This is a genomic window from Sulfurivermis sp. (assembly GCF_059410345.1).
Window position 1 is genome coordinate 67,509 of record NZ_JBLJDO010000009.1, and the last position, 18,291, is coordinate 85,799.

Consider the following 18,291-nt stretch of genomic DNA (forward strand, 5'->3'; position numbering starts at 1 on the left):
TCAGGCCGGTAGGGCGGCGCGCAGGTACCAGGCGGTCAGCTGCTCACCCCACAGCAGGGCAATCCAGCCGGCGATGGCCAGATAGGGGCCGAAAGGGATGGGGATGTTGCGGTCGCGGCCGCGGAACAAGATCAGGCTGAGGCCGATGACGGCCCCGACGGCCGACGAGAGCAGAATGATCAGCGGCAGACTCTGCCAGCCGAGCCAGGCGCCGAACAGGGCGAACAGCTTGAAGTCGCCATAGCCCATGCCTTCCTTGCCGGTGAGCAGGCGAAACAGATGATAGATAGACCACAGCGATAGATAGCCGGCCACTGCGCCGACGATGCTGGCATGCGCGTCGGTGTACAGATGGAACAGACTGAGCAGCAGGCCCAGCCAGAGCATCGGCAGGGTGATGCTGTCGGGCAATAGCTGCTTGTCGAAGTCGATGAAGCTGAGGGCAATCAGCGCCCAGGTCAGCAACACGGCAAACAGTGCCTGCCAGGTAAGGCCAAAGTGCAGCACCGTCACCATCGTCAGGATGGCGGTCAGCATCTCCACCAGCGGATAGCGCAGTGATATGTGGGCACCACAGGCACGGCAGCGTCCCCGCAACAGCAGATAGCTGAGGACAGGGATGTTGTCGAGGGCGCTCACCATGTGGCCGCAGTGCGGGCAGCGCGATCGGGGCAGCACCAGGTCGAAACGTTCGCCAGGCGCAGTCTCCTTGCCGGCCAGCACATCACAATCGCGGCGCCAGCCGCGCTCCATCATGACCGGCAGGCGGTAGATCACTACATTGAGGAAGCTGCCGACCACCAGCCCCACTACCAGCGCGACAGGGGCAAGCAGCAGCGGCTCCGCCATGGCGATAATCAGCGAATCAGTCATGCCAGATAAGCCGTTAGACAACTTGGCCCATCTTGAAGATTGGCAGGTACATGGCGACGACCAAACCACCGATGAGTACGCCGAGTACAGCCATGATAAGAGGTTCCATCAGGCTGCTCATGGCATCCACGGCATTATCAACTTCCTCTTCATAGAAATCGGCCACCTTGGAGAGCATGGTATCGATGGAGCCGGCTTCCTCACCGATGGCGACCATCTGGCAGACCATGTTGGGGAAGACGCCAGCCTGGGTCATCGCAACATTCAGTGATTGACCACCTGCTACTTCATCGCGCATTTTGAGAACGGCATTTCCATAGACTACGTTACCTACAGCGCCAGCTACGGACTCCATTGCTTCGACGAGTGGTACGCCAGCAGAAAACATGGTGGAGAGTGTTCTGGAGTAGCGCGCAATTGCTGCCTTGGTCAGAATATCGCCCACCACTGGTAATTTAAGTGCGAGGCGCTGCAACGACTCGTTGAAACGCTGGGATCGTTTTTTCGCCTGTCCAATGGCATAGCCAAACAAGCCGAGCCCACCAAAAATTGCCCACCACCACTCAACAAAGAACTCTGACATTGCGACAACCATCAAGGTCAGAGCGGGAAGGTCGGCTCCAAAGTTAGAAAACATCGATTTGAATTGGGGGATAACGAATATCAACAGGATCGCGGTGATAACAAAGGCCACAACCATAACGGCTGTTGGATAAAACATTGCTTTTTTAATCTTCGCTTTAATCGCCTCAGTTTTCTCCTTATATGTAGCTATTTTGTCTAGGAGAGAATCAAGAATACCTGCCTGCTCACCAGCGTGTACCAAGTTGCAGGTCAACGTGTCGAACTGATTTGGGTGTTTGCGAAGCGCTTCTGCAAGTGCCACACCGCCTTCCACATCGGCTTTGATGGCCAACACAAGATCGCGCATCGACGGATTTTCATGGCCGCGGCCGATAATCTCGAAGGCCTGTACCAGCGGTACGCCGGAAGACATCATGGTGGCAAGCTGGCGCGAAAAGATCGCGATGTCCTTGGGGACAATTTTCTTTTTACCGGCAGCGAATAGCGGCTTGGGTTTCTTGCGCACCTTGAGCGGGTTGATGCCCTGCCGGCGCAGTTCTGCCCTGGCCATATTATCGTTGGCGGCCTGCAGTTCGCCCTTGACACGTGTATTGCGCTTGTCGAGTCCTTCCCAGATATAGGTATCGGTTTTGCGCAGTGGTTCCTTGTCCTTGCTCGCCATGTTTAGTCCTTCGTCACGCGGTTGATTTCTTCCAGGCTGGTGAGGCCGGCCATGGCCTTGAGCAGGCCGGAGCGGCGCAGGTCGTTGATGCCTTCACGTTTCGCCTGCGCGGCAATCTCCATGGCGTTGGCGCCTTCCAGGATGCACTTTTGCATGGCCTCGGAGATGGGCATGACCTGATAGATACCGGTACGGCCCTTGTAGCCCAGGTTACACTGATCGCAGCCGACGGCCTTGTATAGGGTCACCCCCTTGGCCAAATCTTCTTCAGTGAAGCCTTCTTCGAGCAGCACGGCACGCGGCACATCGTCCACCGTCTTGCAGTTGTTGCACAACCGCCGCGCCAGGCGCTGGGCAATGATCAGCAACAGCGCCGAGGCGACGTTATAGGCAGGAATGCCCATATTGGCCAGGCGGGTGATGGTCTGGGGGGCATCGTTGGTGTGCAGGGTGGAGAGGACGAGGTGACCGGTTTGGGCGGCCTTGATGGCGATTTCACCGGTTTCCAGGTCGCGGATTTCACCCACCATCACGATATCGGGATCCTGGCGCAGGAAGGCGCGCAGGGCGGCGGCGAAGGTCAGGCCCACCTTGGGATTGACGTTGACCTGATTGATGCCGGGCAGGTTGATTTCCGCCGGGTCTTCGGCGGTGGAGATGTTGCGCTCCGCCGTGTTGAGGATGTTGAGGCCGGTATAGAGCGATACGGTCTTACCGGAACCGGTTGGACCGGTTACCAGAATCATGCCGTAGGGGCGGTTGAGCGCGTCCAGATAGGCCTGCTTCTGTTCCGGCTCATAGCCCAGCACGTCGATACCCAGCTTGGCGCTGGAGGGATCGAGAATACGCATCACGATCTTCTCGCCCCACAGGGTTGGGCAGGTGCTGACGCGGAAGTCGATGGCGCGGCTCTTGGAAATGGTCAGCTTGATGCGGCCGTCCTGCGGTATACGGCGCTCGGAGATATCCAGGCGGGACATGACCTTGATACGGGCGGAAATTTTCGAGGCCAGGGCGATGGGCGGGTTGGTGATTTCGCGCAGCATACCGTCCTGGCGGAAGCGCACGCGGTAGAACTTTTCATAGGGCTCGAAGTGGATATCGGAGGCACCGCGGTTGATGGCGTCGAGCAGTACCTTGTTGACGAAGCGCACCACCGGGGTGTCGTCGGCCTCAGAACCCACATCGCCGCCGGCCTCCTCCTCTTCGGAGGATATCTCCAGTCCCTCCAGATCGGCGTCGGACAGTTCAGAGAGGCCGGTGTCGGCAGACTCCAGAGCCTTTTCGATGATGCGGCTAAGCTTGTCCTCCTCGGCCAGGATGGCCTCGGTATTCATGCCGACATGGAATTTGATTTCGTCCAGGGCCGCCAGGTTGGTGGGGTCGGACACGGCGACGAACAGACGGTTGCCGCGCTTGAACAGGGGTAGCGCGCGGTGCGTGCGCACCAGTTTTTCTTCCACCAGCTTTATGACATCCGGGTCGATGTCCAGGGCGGTGATATCGACCAATGGCACGCCGAACTCATGGGCGCTCGCTGTGGCAATGTCTCGAGCATTAACCAAGCGCTGCTCGACGAGATAGCTGACGAATGGAATGCGTTTTTTGGTGGCCTGCTCAAAGGCCTTTTCGCCATCCGCCTCGGAAAGCAGGCCATCACGCACCAAGCGCCGGGCGACGCCGCTCATGGGCAGTTTACTTGTGGTCGTGGCCATGGGTTAGGTAACCAGTTATATGAGGAACCGCGTTACTTTAGCACAACTTATTGATGGCATTTCTACCGGAAGGAGGATCGTTTAGCCAGCTTGTGACTGAGTCCTCGGATGGTGTGGGATGGGAGCAAGTGGCAGGCCATAACCGAGGAAGTGAACTGTAATTCTTTATACAAAGAAAAGGGCGGGAAACCGAAGTCTCCCACCCTTACCTTGCTATAGGTCAGCCAGTCAAATGACACTGACCCTGCAAACCTAAAGGAAGAGACCGCCTAAGCGGTCTCTTCCTCGAACAACAGCCCTGAGTTACGGGCGGCAGTTGGACGGACGGTATTTAGCAACCAGCGAACCACCGGTGCAATCCCAAGCGATTGCATCAGTCGGGATGGTGCCCGCCACAAGTGCGGCACCACCGGAGGTCGGGGTCATGATAATGGTGCCACCACCAGCAGAGGCGGTGTAGGTGATGGTAATCTCGCCATTACCGGCATCTACGGCCACAGACGTAACATTGGCGGTTGCCGTCGGTGCCGTCCAGCCGGCGGTCAGGCTGGCATTGCCGGCAGAGGCGTTTTCAGAGACCGTGGTCTTGGCGGCGGCAGCCATGCTCAGGCCCTCAGTAACGCGGGCACGTACGGTGTAGTCCTGGTAGGCAGGGATGGCCACAGCGGCCAGGATGCCGATGATTGCGACCACGATCATCAGTTCGATAAGGGTAAAGCCGGCTTGCTTCTGCATGATTCTCTCCTTTTGTGGAACAACTTCCCGAATGTGGGATGAATAACTCCGCGATTATTTAAGCATTCTGCGTGCCAGCGCTACAAGCGGGGAAAGTGTGACTGGGTTCGCAGGTTTGCGGGTGTTTGAGCCTCGGGCAGCGCCGGGATAAAAGCGGGGTTGACGCCATTTGTCATAAAGTGACGATTATTGTCACTTTGATGGCGGGTATGCGGTCAAGGAGCGACATGGGTGGGGATGCTGTGTTCGGCAAAGCGGGGGGCGGTACCCATCAGCCCAATCCCAGTTTCTGCAGGCGGTAGCGCAGGACGCGGAAGGAGATGCCGAGCAGTTTGGCGGCGGCGGTCTTGTTGTAGCGGGTCTGCTCCAGGGCCTTGAGGATGGTTTCTTTTTCGATGGCGTCGAGCAGTGGGTCCAGGGGCTGGGGGGATGACGGGGTATCCCCCGGCAGAGCCGGATTCCCGCGGGCTGGCGGCTCGGAGGCAACGGTTGCGGGTGCGGGGCGCGGAGCGGGCAGGCGCAGGTCTGCGGCGCGGATGGTGTTGTCCTCGCACAGGGTCATGGCCCGTTCCAGGATGTTTTCCAGTTCACGCACGTTGCCGGGGAAGGGGTAGCACTGGAGGGCTTGCAGTGCGTCCGGTTCCAGCCGGGGCAGGGGGCAATGCCAGGCGCCGGCGAGGCGTTGCAGCATGCGCTCCACCAGCTGGGGTATGTCTTCCGGGCGCTCACGCAGGGCCGGCAGGCGCAGTTCGATGACGTTGATGCGGTAATACAGGTCTTCGCGGAAGCATCCCTCGCGCACCAGGGCGCCGAGGTCCTTGTGGGTGGCGGAGAGGATGCGCACGTCGATGTGGGTTTCCTGCTGGGCGCCCACCGGACGCACGGCCTTTTCCTGGATGGCGCGCAGCAGCTTGACCTGCATGTGCAGCGGCAGGTCGGCCACCTCGTCGAGGAACAGGGTGCCGCCATGGGCGGTCTGGAACAGGCCTTCCTTGTCGCTGACGGCGCCGGTGAAGCTGCCTTTCTTGTGGCCGAACAGCTCGCTTTCCATCAGTTCGGTGGGGATGGCGCCGCAGTTGACCGGGACGAAGGGGGCCTCGGCGCGCGGACCCTGGGCGTGGATCATGCGTGCGGCCAGCTCCTTGCCGGTGCCCGATTCGCCGCTGATGTAGACCGGGGCCTGGCTGCGCGCCAGCTTGGTGATGGTGGCGCGTACCGCCTGCATCGGCGGTGAGTCGCCCAGCAGTTCCAGGCGAGTGGGGTCGCTGGCCTGGGGGGCAGACTGGGCGGAGACGCGCAGCGCTGTGTGTACCAGCTCACGCAGCACCTGCAGCTCTACCGGTTTGGTGACGAAATCGAAGGCCCCGGCCTTGAGGGCCTCGATGGCGGTGGGCATGCTGCCGTGGGCGGTGATGACCGCCACCGGCAGGGCGGGGTGTTCACGCTGGATATGGCGCACCAGGTCGATGCCGTCGCCGTCGGGCAGGCGCATGTCGGTGAGACAGAACTGGAACGGGCGCTGGTCCAGCAGGCGTTTGGCTTCGGCCAGGTTGGCGGCAGTACAGGTGTCCACGCCCATGCGGGCGAGGGTCAGGTCGAGCAGCTCGCGGATGTCCGGCTCGTCATCGACTACCAGGGCGCTGGGGCGGGTCGGTTTGCTCATCGGGCAAATAGTAGCCGGAAGCGGGCGCCGCCGTCAGGCGGCGGCAGGCACAGCAGGCGGGCACGGTTGCTCTCGGCCAGTTCCCGCGCCAGGTAGAGGCCGAGGCCGGTGCCCTTGCCCTCAGTGGTGAAGAAGGGTTCGAACAGGTGTTCGGCCACTTCTGGCGGGATACCGGGGCCGTGGTCGCGCACATCCAGCCAGGTATCGTCGCCATTGCGGCCGGCGTGCAGCTCCACCTTGGGCGCCGGGGCGGCGGCGGCGTGGCGCAGGCCATTCAGGGTGAGGTTCCAGACGATCTGGTGCAGCTGTACCGGGTCAAACTGTGCGGTGATCTTGTCATCCACCACTACCAGACGGATATCCCCCGGCTGGCAGGTGGCGTGGCGCTGGAACTCCTCCACGAAGCGCTGCAGCCAGGGCGCCAGTTCGATGGGCTCCGGGCGCGCACGTTCGCGCCGTCCCAGGTGCAGCACGCTTTCGATGATGGCGTTGATGCGTTTGGACTGTTCCAGAATGATGCGCAGCAGCCGCTTGTCGGCGGTCTCCAGCGCCGGCGACTCTTCCAGCAGCTCGCCGGCATGGCTGATGGCTCCCAGCGGGTTGCGGATTTCATGGGCGATGCTGGCAGTGAGGCGGCCCAGGGAGGCCAGCTTGAGTTGCTGGGCCTGCTGGCTGGCACCGCTGGCATCCTCCAGAAAGATCAGATTGTCCGCGCCGCTGCCGATGGGCATGAAATGGGGCAGCACCTTCAGTCCGCTCTGGGTCACCTCCAGCAGGTCCGCATCCTGCCGCTCGCCGGTGCGCCAGGCCTGTAACTGCCTTTGCAGTGCCGGCATCACGCGCTCCAGCGGATCGCCGGCGACCGGACGGGTGCCCAGCCCGAGCAACTGGCGGGCGGTGGCGTTGATGAGGCGGATCTGGCCGGCGGCATCGGTGACCAGCACGCCGGTCTGCATGTGTTGAATGACGTAGTCGGTGAGCTGGGCCATGTTGGCCAGGTCGATGCCGCGCTGGCGCGCCAGTTTTTCGCTGGCGCGGATGCGCCGCGCCAGGGTGTGGGCCAGGGCGGCGGTGGCGAACAGGGTCGCGCCCAGCATGCCGGCCTGGGGATAGCTGATGGCCTCGCGCGCGATGTGGGCCGGCGCGGTGAGCAGGAGAAAGCTCTGCTCCACCAGGACGGCGAGGGAGGCCAGGGCGGCGAACAGGATGGCGGTACGGCCGACGCTGAGCATGCCGGCCACGGCGACGCTGACCACCAGCAGCATGCCCAGGCCGCTGCCGATGCCACCGCTGGCGTGCATCAAGAGGGTGATGCAGACGATATCGGTGAAGGTGTGCAGATCCACCAGGGTGTTGAATGGCAGCAGGCGGGTACGCACGGCCATGCCGGCGAGGAAGGCGGCGGCCAGATAGATATAGATGACACTGGTGTACAGGGTGGGGGCGAGGCTGCCGAAGGGTTCCGGGGTCCACCCCAACAGGTGCAGGATGACCAGCAGTCCGGTGAGCAGCAGGCGATAGATGGCGAAATAGCCCAGGGGCGTCCAGTGCACGCTGTCATGCAGGCGCTCCGCTTCGTCGCCGGTGGCCGCGGGGCTGTTCAGCAGGGGGCTGGCCATCGGTTCACGGGCGCTGGGCGTCGCGGTGCTCCGGGCTGCAGAAGGTCTGGTCACCGCTGCGCAGCGCCTGCGATTCGGGCACGTGCACGCCGCAATAGGCGCATTTGACCATGCGTTCCTGTGACCGCGACGCGGAGCCGGAGCGGGGCTGGTTCTTGCCTGCCAGCCAGCGTTTGAACAGTACGAAGGCCAGCCAGATGACGGCGGCGATGACGAGGAGGCGGATCAGATTCATGACGGCTACCGGGAATGGCGATGGGGCATCTTAGCAAAATTGTTTACGGTTCCCACGTTCCGCACGGGAACGACAACAGGCGAGCACCTGGGCGGCGTTCCAACTTGGGCGCATTTCCTCCACAATAGCCGCTTTCCCCAATTCCCCGGGATAGACCACGCATGAATCTGCACGAATACCAGGCAAAAGAATTGTTTGCCCGCTATGGCATTGCGGTGCCGCAGGGGCGGGTGGTGGCCAGTGTCGGCGAGGCCGAGCGCGCCATGCAGGCAGTGGGTGGTGCGCGCTGGGTGGTGAAGGCCCAGGTGCATGCCGGCGGCCGCGGCAAGGCCGGTGGCGTCAAGCTGGCGGATGGCGCCGAGGCAGTGCAGCAGGCGGTCAACGGTCTGCTCGGCAGCCGCCTGGTGACCCATCAGAGCGGGCCGGAGGGCCAGCCGGTAAACCAGGTATTGATCGAGCCCACCTGCGACATCGCCCGCGAGCTGTACCTGGGCATGGTGGTGGACCGCGCGCGTCAGCGCGTGGTGTTCATGGCCTCCAGCGCCGGCGGCATGGACATCGAAGAGGTGGCGGCCAGGACGCCAGAGAAGATCCTCACCGTGGCGGTGGAGCCGGTGGCGGGGCTGCAGCCCTATCAGTGCCGCCAGGTGGCCTTCGGCCTCGGCCTCGAAGGCGACCAGATCAAACAGCTTGGCGTGATCATGTCCGGGCTGTACCGCCTGTTCACCGAATGCGACGCCTCATTGCTGGAGATCAACCCGCTGGTGGTGACCGGAGACGGCCGCCTGATGGCGCTGGATGGCAAACTCAATCTGGACGAAAACGCCCTCTATCGCCAGCCGGCGCTGTGTGAGTTGCGCGATGCCTCGCAGGAAGACGAGCGCGAGTACCGCGCCCAGCAGCACGGTCTCAACTACGTGCGCCTGGACGGCAGCATCGGCTGTATGGTGAACGGCGCCGGACTGGCCATGGCCACCATGGACCTGATCAAGCTGCACGGCGGTGAGCCCGCCAACTTCCTCGACGTAGGCGGCGGCACCAATGCCGACAAGGTGGCGGAGGCGTTCAAGCTGATCCTGTCCGACGCCAAGGTGAAGGCGATCCTGGTGAACATCTTCGGCGGCATCGTGCGCTGCGACCTCATCGCCGAGGGCATCATCAAGGCGGTGCGCGAGGTGGGCATCCACATCCCGGTGGTGGTGCGCCTGGAAGGGACCAACGTGGAACTGGGCCGCAAGATGCTGGCCGAGAGCGGGCTGGCCATCACGGCGGCCGATGATTTGACCGGCGCGGCACAGAAGGTCGTGGCCGCGGTGCGAGGTGCATAAATGGCCATCTTGATCGACAAGGACACCCGCGTGATCTGCCAGGGCTACACCGGCAAGCAGGGCACCTTCCACTCCGAGCAGGCCATCGCCTACGGCACCAACCTGGTCGGCGGCGTGACGCCGGGCAAGGGCGGCACGAAACATCTGGACCGCCCGGTATTCAATACAGTACATGATGCGGTGCGCGAGACCGGCGCCAATGCCACCATGATCTACGTGCCGGCGCCGTTCGCCGCCGACGCGATCCTGGAGGCCGCCGACGCCGGCATCGAGGTGATCGCCTGCATCACCGAGGGTATTCCGGTGCTGGACATGCTGAAGGTGAAGGCGGCGCTGAAGAACACCGAGGCACGCCTCATCGGCCCCAATTGCCCCGGCGTCATCACCCCGGGCGAGTGCAAGATCGGCATCATGCCGGGCGCCATTCATAAGAAGGGCAAGATCGGCATCGTGTCCCGCTCGGGCACGTTGACCTACGAGGCGGTGCACCAGACCACCGCTGCCGGCCTCGGCCAGTCCACCTGCGTCGGCATCGGCGGTGACCCGATCCACGGCATGAACTTCATCGACGTGCTGTGCCTGTTCGAGAACGACCCGCAGACCGAGGGCATCATCATGGTGGGCGAGATCGGTGGCACGGCGGAGGAAGAGGCCGCGGCCTTCATCAAGAAGCACGTCAGCAAGCCGGTGGTGGCCTACATCGCCGGCGTCACCGCGCCCAAGGGCAAGCGCATGGGTCACGCCGGCGCCATCATCGCCGGCGGCAAGGGCACGGCGGAAGAGAAATTCGCCGCCCTGGAAGCGGCGGGTGTGCATGTGGTGCGTTCGCCGGCGGAGATGGGCGCGCGCATGGCGGCGGTGTTGAAGTAGCGCTGGATTTGTTGTTATGACCACCCTCCGCATCGCGCTGGCGCAGATCAATCCACTGGTCGGCGACATCGATGGCAATGCCGCGCGCATCATCGCCGTGGCGGAGCGGGCGCGCGATGAGTTGCATGCCGCTGCGGTGCTGTTTCCCGAGCTGTGCCTGACCGGCTATCCGCCGGAGGACCTGCTGTTGCGTCCCGGCCTGCACGTGCGCGTGCTGCGCGCGCTGGAGGAGGTGAGGCGGCGGGTGAGTGGTATTACGCTGGTGTTCGGTCTGCCGCAGCAGGCCGCCGGCGGGTTGTTCAATGCGGCGGTGGCGCTGCGCGATGGCCAGCTGCTCGGCTGTTATCACAAGCAGCACCTGCCCAATTATTCCGTGTTCGACGAGAAGCGCTATTTCGCCGCCGGCAACGAGCCGTGCCTGGTGGCCATTAATGGCGTCTCTGTCGGCATCACCATCTGCGAGGACGTGTGGCATCCGGGGCCGGTGGCCCAGGCGGTGGCCGCCGGGGCACGGCTGATCCTCAATCTCAATGCCTCGCCGTTCCACATCAACAAGGGGCGCGAGCGCGAAGAAGTGGTGCGCGCACGCATCAGCGAGAACGGCGTGCCCCTGGTCTACGTCAATCAGGTGGGCGGCCAGGACGAGCTGGTGTTCGACGGCGAGTCCTTCGTGATGGACGAAATGGGGGAAGTCATCTTGCGCGCCCCGGCCTGGCAGGAAGGAATGTGGCTGGCCGAATTCGAGGTGAGCGACGAGGCGGTGCGCCCGCTGCCCGCGGCCGTGGAGCCGGTGCAATCCATCGAGGCCAGTGTGTACGGTGCGCTGGTGTGCGGCGTGCGCGACTACATCGAAAAGAACGGCTTTCGTGGTGTGGTGCTCGGCCTGTCCGGTGGTATCGACTCGGCGCTGACCCTGGCGGTGGCGGTGGATGCCATCGGCGCAGCACGGGTGGAGGCGGTGATGATGCCGTCGCGCTATACCGCCGATATGAGCGTGGAGGACGCGGCGGCAGAGGCGCATATCCTCGGTGTGGACTATCGCGTCATCACCATCGAGCCCTTGTTCAATGCCTTTCTCGACAGCCTGCGCGAGGAGTTTGCCGGCACCACGCCGGACACCACGGAGGAGAATCTGCAGGCGCGCTGTCGTGGCGTGCTGCTGATGGCCATCTCCAACAAGAAGCGCAAGATCGTGCTCACCACCGGCAACAAGAGCGAAATGGCGGTGGGCTACGCCACGCTGTACGGTGACATGGCCGGCGGCTTCGATGTGTTGAAGGACGTGCCCAAGACCCTGGTGTTCCGCCTGGCCGCATATCGCAATACCCTCAGCCCCGTGATCCCGCAGCGTGTCATCGATCGGCCGCCTTCGGCGGAACTGGCGCCGGATCAGAAGGATACCGATTCACTACCGCCCTATGATGTCCTCGATGCGATCCTGGAACGCTATGTGGAACTGGATCAGTGTCTGGAGGATATTGCCGCCGCCGGTTACGATGAGGCCACCGTGCGCCGCGTCATCCGCCTGGTGGATCGCAACGAGTACAAGCGGCGCCAGGCGGCGCCGGGGGTGCGCATCACGCGGCGGGCGTTCGGCCGGGATCGGCGTTATCCGATCACCTCGGGATTTGGCAAGTGACAGTGGTTTGACAGGCCTGTAAGGAGCGCGGCAGAGCCGCTCCTGCATAAGGGAGAAAAACATGAAAAAAGTTGAAGCGATCATCAAGCCGTTCAAGTTGGACGACGTGCGTGAGGCCCTGTCCGACATCGGCGTGGCTGGCATGACCGCCACCGAGGTGAAGGGCTTCGGTCGGCAGAAGGGGCACACCGAGCTGTACCGCGGTGCCGAATACGTGGTGGATTTTCTGCCCAAGGTGAAGATTGAGCTGGTGGTCAACGACGATCAGGTGGAGCCTTGCATCGAGGCCATCACCAAGGCAGCGCGTACCGGCAAGATCGGCGACGGCAAGATCTTCGTCACCAGCGTCGAACGTGTGGTACGCATCCGCACCGGCGAGGAAGGCCCGGACGCGGTTTGACAGGCTTCTCGCCGCAAAGGACGCTATGTCCTTTGCGGCGCGGGTGTTCAGTGCTGGGTCACTACCTCGGTGAGGTGGCGGCGCGGGGTCGGTTCGGGCAGTTCGGCCGGGTAGCCGACGGTGAGCAGGGCGATGGGCTGCAGGCCCGGGTCGAGTTTGAGCAGGCGGGTAACCGCGGCCTCGTCGAACTGGCCGACCCAGGTGGAGCCGAGGCCGGCGGCGGCAGCGGCGAGCTGGGCGTAGGTGGCTGCGATGGTGGCGTCCTGCAGGGCGTACAGCTGGCGGCCGCGTTCGCCGTACTTGGCGGCGGCGCGTTCGCCGTGGCTACTGAACACCAGGGTTACCGGTGCCTCGGCGATGAAGCCCTGGCCGGCGGCGGCATCCACCAGCGCACGGCGCAGGGTCGCGTCGGTGACCACGTCGATGTGGTAGGACTGCAAATCACCGGCGGAGGGGGCGGCGCAGGCCATTTCCAGGATGGCGTGCAGCTTTCCCGGCTCCACGGCCATGTCGCTGCGGAATTTGCGCACCGAGTGACGGTGGCGCACGGTTTCGAAGAAGTCCCACATCGCTGTTGCCTCCTCTTGTTGTTGTTCCCAGACTTTGACGGTTACGCGGGGTCTCGCCCCGGCAGCATGCTCAGGGTGCCAGCTGCGCAGCGCGTTCCGGGTGGTTCTTTTCCAGCACGCGATAGGTGGCGTCGGCCAGATCGGTCATCTCCATTTCCCGATAGGCGCGCACCATCACTTCCAGCGCGTCGGGCACCGACGGCGTACGCTCGTAGTTTTCCAGCACGTATTTGCCGCGGTTGGCGGCGGCCAGCGGGGCGCCGCGGCGCAGGTAGTAGTCGGCCACGATGATTTCATAGCGCGCCAGGTTGTTGCGCAGGTAGGTCATGCGCTGCACGGCATCCTGGCTGTAGCGGCTCTGCGGGAAGCGCTGCACCAGCTCGCTGAAGTAGCGGAATGACTCGCGGGCGGCGGTGGGGTCGCGCTGGGCACCGTCCTGGGGGAAGAAGCGTTCCAGGAAATTGCGCCCCGCGTCGAAACTGGCCAGGCCGCGCATGTAATAGGCATAATCCACGTTCGGATGGCGCGGGTGCAGGCGGATGAAACGGTCGGCGGCGGCGATGGCGGCCTCCGGCTCACCGGCCTTGTAGTGGGCGTAGGCGGTTTCCAGCTGGGCCTGCTGGGTGTAGCGGCCATAGGGAAAGCGGGCCTCCAGCCGGCCATACAGCTTGATGGCCTTTTCATAGTCGCTGTCGTTGAGCGCTTCTTTGGCGGCGTTGTACAGCTGGCTGGCATCCCAGCCGGCGGTTTCGTCGTGTTCCCTGAAGATGGAGCAACCCGTACTGGCGAGCACGAGCAGGATGATGGCCAAGAGGCGACCTGCAGTAAGCATAGAAATCTGTTCCTGAAGCGGCATGTGCCGCGCAGTATATCCCGAATGTGTCCCGGCACGAAGGCGAGTTATGACAAGCAAGAGTTATGTTCTGGAAGTGCCGCCCGAGCTGGCCGGCCAGCGCCTGGACCAGGCCCTGGCCGCGATGTTGCCGGATTTTTCCCGTGCCCGCCTGAGCCAGTGGGTCAAGGAGGGCAAGGCCCTGGTGGACGGCCGGGTGTGCAAGCCCAAGGACATGGTGGTGGGGGGCGAGCGCATCGCCCTGGAGGCGGTGGTCGAAGCCGATGAGCGCCATCAGGGCGAGCCCATCCCCCTCCATATCGTCTATGAGGACGCGGCCCTCATCGTGCTCAACAAGCCGGCGGGGCTGGTGGTGCATCCGGCGGCCGGCAACCCGGCGGGGACCCTGCTCAATGCCCTGCTGCATCACGCGCCGGAGCTGGCCCAGGTGCCGCGCGCCGGCATCGTGCATCGCCTGGACAAGGAGACATCCGGCCTCTTGGTGGTGGCGCGCACCCTGGAGGCGCAGAACGCCCTGGTGCAGGCCTTGCAGGCGCGCGAATTCACCCGCGAGTACGACACGGTGGTGATGGGCGAGATGACCGGCGGCGGCACGGTGGACGCCCCGATCGGCCGCCATCCGGTGGAGCGCAAGCGCCAGGCCATCGTCGCCTCGGGCAAGCCGGCGGTGACCCACTACCGCCTGGTGGAGCGCTTTCGTGCCCACACCCGCCTGGCGGTGAAACTGGAGACCGGCCGCACCCACCAGATCCGCGTGCACATGGCCCACATCCATCACCCTATCGTCGGTGATCAGGTTTACGGTGGCCGCCTGCGCCTGCCGGCCGGTTGCAGCGAGGCGCTGCGTACCATGCTGCACGGCTTCAAACGCCAGGCCCTGCACGCCATGCGCCTCGGCCTGGTGCATCCGAGCAGCGGCGAGTACATGGAGTGGAGTGTGCCGGCGCCGGAGGACATGCAGGCGCTGATAGCTGTGCTGCGCGAGGATGCCACCAACGCCTAGGGCGTCAGTGGAGCGCCGCCTATGGATCTAATCCTGCCCGATTGGCCCGCACCACCCAACGTCCATGCCTGCGCCAGCACGCGTGACGGTGGCGTGAGCCTTGGGCCCTATGCCAGCCTCAACCTGGGCGACCACGTGGGCGATGACCCGGCGGCGGTGGCGGAGAATCGCGCCCGCCTGTGCCGGGCGCTGGCCCTGCCGACGGAACCCTTGTGGCTCACCCAGGTGCACGGCATCGCCGTGGCGGAGGGGCAGGGGGGCTGCGCCGATGCCAGCGTAGCCTTCGGACCCGGCACCGTCTGCGCGGTCATGACCGCCGACTGCCTGCCCTTGTTGCTGTGCGACCGCACCGGTACCCGGGTGGCGGCGGTGCATGCCGGCTGGCGCGGCCTGCTGGCCGGGGTGATCGAGGCGGCGGTGGCGCGTTTGGATGTATCCGGGCCAGAACTTCTGGCGTGGTTGGGGCCGGCGATCGGGCCTGATGCCTTTGAAGTGGGTGAGGAGGTGCGCACTGCCTTCGTGGCGGAGGATGCCGCCGCGGCAGCGGCTTTCAAGCCCTCACCGGGCGGACGCTGGCTGGCGGACCTCTATGCCCTGGCGCGGCTGCGCCTGGCGCGCTGCGGCGTATCCGCGGTGTACGGCGGCGATCTGTGCACCTACAGCGATGCGGCGCGTTTTTATTCCTTCCGCCGCGACGGTGTCACCGGCCGCATGGCGAGTCTGATCTGGCTTGCGGTATGATGCCGCACCCCTCCTGGATTTGAACGAACAGCATGACGCTCCTGGTCTGGATCATCGTTTTTTCCCTCATCGGCGGTCTGCTCAGCGTGCTGGCGGCGGGTCTGTTCCTGCTGTTGCCGGAACAGCGCCGGGCGCGCCTGCTGCCCCATGCGGTGAGCTTCGCCATCGGCGCCCTGCTCGGCGCGGCCTTTCTCGCCCTGCTGCCCCACGCCATCGAAGGCGAGGGCGTGACCGATGTGCATCACATCACCATGACGGTGCTGTTCGGCATCCTCGGTTTCTTCCTGCTGGAGAAAATGGTGCTGTGGCGCCACTGTCACAGCAACCACTGCGAGGCGCACGGCATCGAACATGTGCACAACCGTGAGGCCGCCGCCGGCCACCTGATCCTCATCGGTGACGGCATCCACAACTTTGTCGACGGTATTCTCATCGCCGCCGCCTTTCTCACCGACATCCACCTCGGTGTGGTCACCGCCCTGGCAGTGGCCGCCCATGAGATCCCGCAGGAGGTGGGCGATTTCGCCATCCTGTTGCACAGCGGCTTCAGCCGCGCCCGCGCCCTGGTGTTCAACCTGCTGTCCAGCCTGACCACCGTGGTGGGTGCGTTGCTGGCCTATGTCAGCCTGAGCGGCCTGGAACAGGTGGTGCCCTATGTCCTGGCCATCGCCGCCGCCAGTTTCATCTACATCGCCGTGGCCGACCTGATCCCCGGCCTGCACCGCCGCCTGCACATCGAGGCCACGGCGCAGCAGCTGGCCCTGATCGGCGCTGGCGTGGCGGTGATCTTCATCGCCCATTCCACCCTGCATTGAGAGACGGAGCGACATCATGAATCACTGGTACATGCTGACCCTGGTGGGCAAGGATCGGCCCGGTATCGTGGCCAAGGTCACGGCGGCGCTGTACGACGGCGGCTGCAACCTGGGCGAGGCCTCCATGATGCGCCTGGGTGGCAACTTCACCATCATGCTGATGGTGGACTTCGAACGTTCCAGCAAGGCGCTCACCGATCTCATCAGCCCGGTGGCCGAATCCCTCGATCTGCATCTGCACCTGGATCGCATCGAGGGCAAGCTGCACCAGCACGTGGAACCGGACGTGCGCATCACCGTCTATGGCGCCGACCGGGCCGGCATCGTGGCCAAGGTCACTGCCGCTCTGGCCGAGGCCGGGCTCAACATCACCGATCTGGAATCCATGGTGGGCGGCAGCGAGGACAAGCCCATCTATGTGATGCAGATCGAAGGCACGGCGGCCGAAGGTATTGAATCCCTGCAGGCGGCGGTGGACGTGATCCGCAAGGACGGCGTGGAGGCCCATCTGGAACCGATCGAAACGATGATCGGCTGAACGGTGCTCCATGGCGATTCTTGAAATCCTCACCTACCCGGATGAGCGGCTGAAGCAGGAGTCCCAGCCGGTCGCCCAGTTCGACGACGAGCTGCGCGCCTTTCTCGCCGATCTGGAACAGACCATGCTGGCCGGTCCCGGCGGCGTCGGCATCGCCGCGCCGCAGGTGGGCCGCTTCCAGCGCATCGTCATCGTCGACTGCTCGCGCACGCGCAAGCCGGTGCCCAATCACGGTCGTCTGTTCATCATCAACCCGGAGATCACCGCCTGGGAGGGCATGGCCAGCGGCCGCGAGGGCTGCATGTCGGTGCCCGACTACACCGGCAACGTGATCCGTGCTGAAAAGATTTCCCTGTCCTACCACGATGCCCACGGCAACCCGCAGCAGCTGGACGCCGAGGGCTACGAGGCGCGCGCTATCCAGCACGAAATCGATCACCTCGACGGCCTGCTGTTCCTCGACCGCCTGGTGAGCCGGCGCAACGACCTGTTCCGGCGCAAGGTGTATCAGGACAAGCCCACGAGCTAGCCACTGCGTGCACGGAGGACACTGCGCATGATGTTCGTCTCCGTGGCCCTGGTGCTGCTGGTGGTTCTGCCCGGTGTCTGGCTGTGGCGTCTCGGCGGGCGTTACAACGAGGCGGATTGGGGCACATGCATTGCCAATCGTATCGATGGCCTCAATCGCCTGTTCTGCCGCCGCTTCCACCGCTTGTCCGCCGCTTGCCTGCCGCTGCCGGAGTCCGGTCCGGCGTTGGTGGTCGCCAACCACGTCTCCGGCCTCGATCCGCTGCTGCTCATTGCCGCCAGCCGCAGACCCTTGCGTTTCATCATCGCCGCCGAGCAGTACCACCGCTTCGGTTTGCACTGGCTGTTCCGCCTGGCCGGCTGTATCCCGGTGGACCGCTCCGGCCGCCCCGAGCGCGCCTTCCGCGAGGCGCTCAAGGCGCTGGCCGAGGGCCAGGTGGTGGCGCTGTTTCCCCACGGCACCATCCACCTCGACAGTGAACCGCCCTTGCCGCTGAAGCGCGGCGTGGCGCGGCTGGCGCAATTGGCTGATTGCCCGGTCTATCCGGTACGGCTGGAGGGCGTCAAGGGTGAGGGGCAGGTGGTACTGGCCGCCTTCCGCCGTGGCAACCCGCGCCTCACCAGCCATGCCCCGGTCAATTGCCACCGGCTCAGCGACGGCGACTGCCTGCGCTACATTTCCGAATACATCGAGCCGCACCGTAAACAACCTTGAGTCCGCAAATGAACGCGAATGAACGCGAATCAGATTGCGGATCAAGGCGGTGAGGTAGCCGTGTCGCTTTACTCACCGGATGGGCTGGCCACCTTTTGCAACACTATGGATATTTGCATCCATTCGCGTTCATTTGCGGACTGGCTGTGGTTTAAGTCCTTCATTTGATACCCCCTTGAAGGGTGGGTGTACCGGCCCCATCTCTG

The 18,291-nt window shown here is 64.0% G+C and carries 19 protein-coding genes; 10 read left to right on the top strand and 9 right to left on the bottom strand.

The features are described 5' to 3' along the window. The 7 genes from ACMV8A_RS09055 to ACMV8A_RS09085 all read right to left on the bottom strand — a co-directional run bounded on the left by ACMV8A_RS09055 (position 1) and on the right by ACMV8A_RS09085 (position 8,086). Positions 1–873 (bottom strand): prepilin peptidase, encoded by an 873-nt coding sequence (locus ACMV8A_RS09055; protein ID WP_495325449.1) that lies wholly within the window; start codon positions 871–873, stop codon positions 1–3. A gap of 13 nt (positions 874–886) precedes the next feature. After that, positions 887–2,119, bottom strand: coding sequence for a type II secretion system F family protein (locus ACMV8A_RS09060; protein ID WP_495325450.1), 1,233 nt, complete (start codon positions 2,117–2,119; stop codon positions 887–889). 2 nt (positions 2,120–2,121) lie between these two features. After that, positions 2,122–3,834, bottom strand: coding sequence for a type IV-A pilus assembly ATPase PilB (gene pilB / locus ACMV8A_RS09065; protein WP_495325451.1), 1,713 nt, complete (start codon positions 3,832–3,834; stop codon positions 2,122–2,124). A 303-nt stretch (positions 3,835–4,137) separates the two neighbouring features. Continuing rightward, entirely contained in the window at positions 4,138–4,569 is a 432-nt protein-coding gene (locus ACMV8A_RS09070; protein WP_495325452.1) for a pilin, read from the bottom strand. Positions 4,570–4,840: 271 nt separating this feature from the next. Beyond that, positions 4,841–6,232 (bottom strand): sigma-54-dependent transcriptional regulator, encoded by a 1,392-nt coding sequence (locus tag ACMV8A_RS09075; protein WP_495325453.1) that lies wholly within the window; start codon positions 6,230–6,232, stop codon positions 4,841–4,843. Further along, positions 6,229–7,851, bottom strand: a complete 1,623-nt coding sequence (locus ACMV8A_RS09080) for a sensor histidine kinase (RefSeq protein ID WP_495325454.1) — start codon at positions 7,849–7,851, stop codon at positions 6,229–6,231. The genes ACMV8A_RS09075 and ACMV8A_RS09080 overlap by 4 nt, the downstream gene beginning before the upstream one ends. 4 nt (positions 7,852–7,855) lie before the next feature. Then, the gene (locus ACMV8A_RS09085) at positions 7,856–8,086 is read right to left on the bottom strand and encodes a PP0621 family protein (RefSeq protein WP_495325455.1); all 231 of its coding nucleotides are present in this window, start codon (positions 8,084–8,086) and stop codon (positions 7,856–7,858) included. A gap of 161 nt (positions 8,087–8,247) precedes the next feature. Between ACMV8A_RS09085 and sucC the strand changes: the two genes are divergently transcribed. The 4 genes from sucC to ACMV8A_RS09105 all read left to right on the top strand — a co-directional run bounded on the left by sucC (position 8,248) and on the right by ACMV8A_RS09105 (position 12,323). Beyond that, positions 8,248–9,414 carry an ADP-forming succinate--CoA ligase subunit beta gene (sucC, locus tag ACMV8A_RS09090; RefSeq protein WP_495325456.1) on the top strand — a complete coding sequence of 389 codons (1,167 nt, stop codon included), beginning with the start codon at positions 8,248–8,250 and terminating at the stop codon, positions 9,412–9,414. Further along, complete coding sequence (gene sucD, locus ACMV8A_RS09095) at positions 9,415–10,284, top strand: succinate--CoA ligase subunit alpha (RefSeq protein ID WP_495325457.1); 870 nt, start codon at positions 9,415–9,417, stop codon at positions 10,282–10,284. A gap of 16 nt (positions 10,285–10,300) precedes the next feature. Then, positions 10,301–11,923 carry an NAD+ synthase gene (locus ACMV8A_RS09100; protein WP_495325458.1) on the top strand — a complete coding sequence of 541 codons (1,623 nt, stop codon included), beginning with the start codon at positions 10,301–10,303 and terminating at the stop codon, positions 11,921–11,923. Positions 11,924–11,984: 61 nt separating this feature from the next. Then, complete coding sequence (locus ACMV8A_RS09105; RefSeq protein WP_127477851.1) at positions 11,985–12,323, top strand: P-II family nitrogen regulator; 339 nt, start codon at positions 11,985–11,987, stop codon at positions 12,321–12,323. A gap of 47 nt (positions 12,324–12,370) precedes the next feature. Here ACMV8A_RS09105 and ACMV8A_RS09110 read toward each other — a convergent pair whose 3' ends face one another. Both ACMV8A_RS09110 and ACMV8A_RS09115 read right to left on the bottom strand, forming a co-directional pair. Then, a complete protein-coding gene (locus ACMV8A_RS09110) occupies positions 12,371–12,892 on the bottom strand; it encodes a nitroreductase family protein (protein ID WP_495325459.1) in 522 nt (173 codons plus the stop codon). A gap of 70 nt (positions 12,893–12,962) precedes the next feature. Further along, positions 12,963–13,724, bottom strand: a complete 762-nt coding sequence (locus ACMV8A_RS09115; RefSeq protein ID WP_495325460.1) for an outer membrane protein assembly factor BamD — start codon at positions 13,722–13,724, stop codon at positions 12,963–12,965. A 70-nt stretch (positions 13,725–13,794) separates the two neighbouring features. On the opposite strand from ACMV8A_RS09115, the gene rluD reads away from it, so the two are divergent. Genes rluD through ACMV8A_RS09145 form a run of 6 tightly spaced genes read left to right on the top strand, consistent with a single transcriptional unit; the run spans position 13,795 to position 18,085 of the window. After that, positions 13,795–14,748: a 23S rRNA pseudouridine(1911/1915/1917) synthase RluD gene (gene rluD, locus ACMV8A_RS09120; RefSeq protein ID WP_495325461.1), complete on the top strand. Its 954-nt coding sequence runs from the start codon at positions 13,795–13,797 to the stop codon at positions 14,746–14,748. A gap of 21 nt (positions 14,749–14,769) precedes the next feature. After that, the gene (gene pgeF / locus ACMV8A_RS09125; RefSeq protein WP_495325462.1) at positions 14,770–15,489 is read left to right on the top strand and encodes a peptidoglycan editing factor PgeF; all 720 of its coding nucleotides are present in this window, start codon (positions 14,770–14,772) and stop codon (positions 15,487–15,489) included. Positions 15,490–15,521: 32 nt separating this feature from the next. After that, a complete protein-coding gene (locus tag ACMV8A_RS09130; RefSeq protein WP_495325463.1) occupies positions 15,522–16,304 on the top strand; it encodes a ZIP family metal transporter in 783 nt (260 codons plus the stop codon). 16 nt (positions 16,305–16,320) lie between these two features. Further along, positions 16,321–16,842, top strand: coding sequence for a glycine cleavage system transcriptional repressor (locus ACMV8A_RS09135; protein WP_495325464.1), 522 nt, complete (start codon positions 16,321–16,323; stop codon positions 16,840–16,842). Positions 16,843–16,852: 10 nt separating this feature from the next. Further along, positions 16,853–17,371, top strand: coding sequence for a peptide deformylase (gene def, locus ACMV8A_RS09140; protein WP_495325465.1), 519 nt, complete (start codon positions 16,853–16,855; stop codon positions 17,369–17,371). Between the two features lie 27 nt (positions 17,372–17,398). Next, positions 17,399–18,085, top strand: coding sequence for a lysophospholipid acyltransferase family protein (locus ACMV8A_RS09145; protein ID WP_495325466.1), 687 nt, complete (start codon positions 17,399–17,401; stop codon positions 18,083–18,085). The last annotated feature ends 206 nt before the right edge of the window (positions 18,086–18,291 follow it).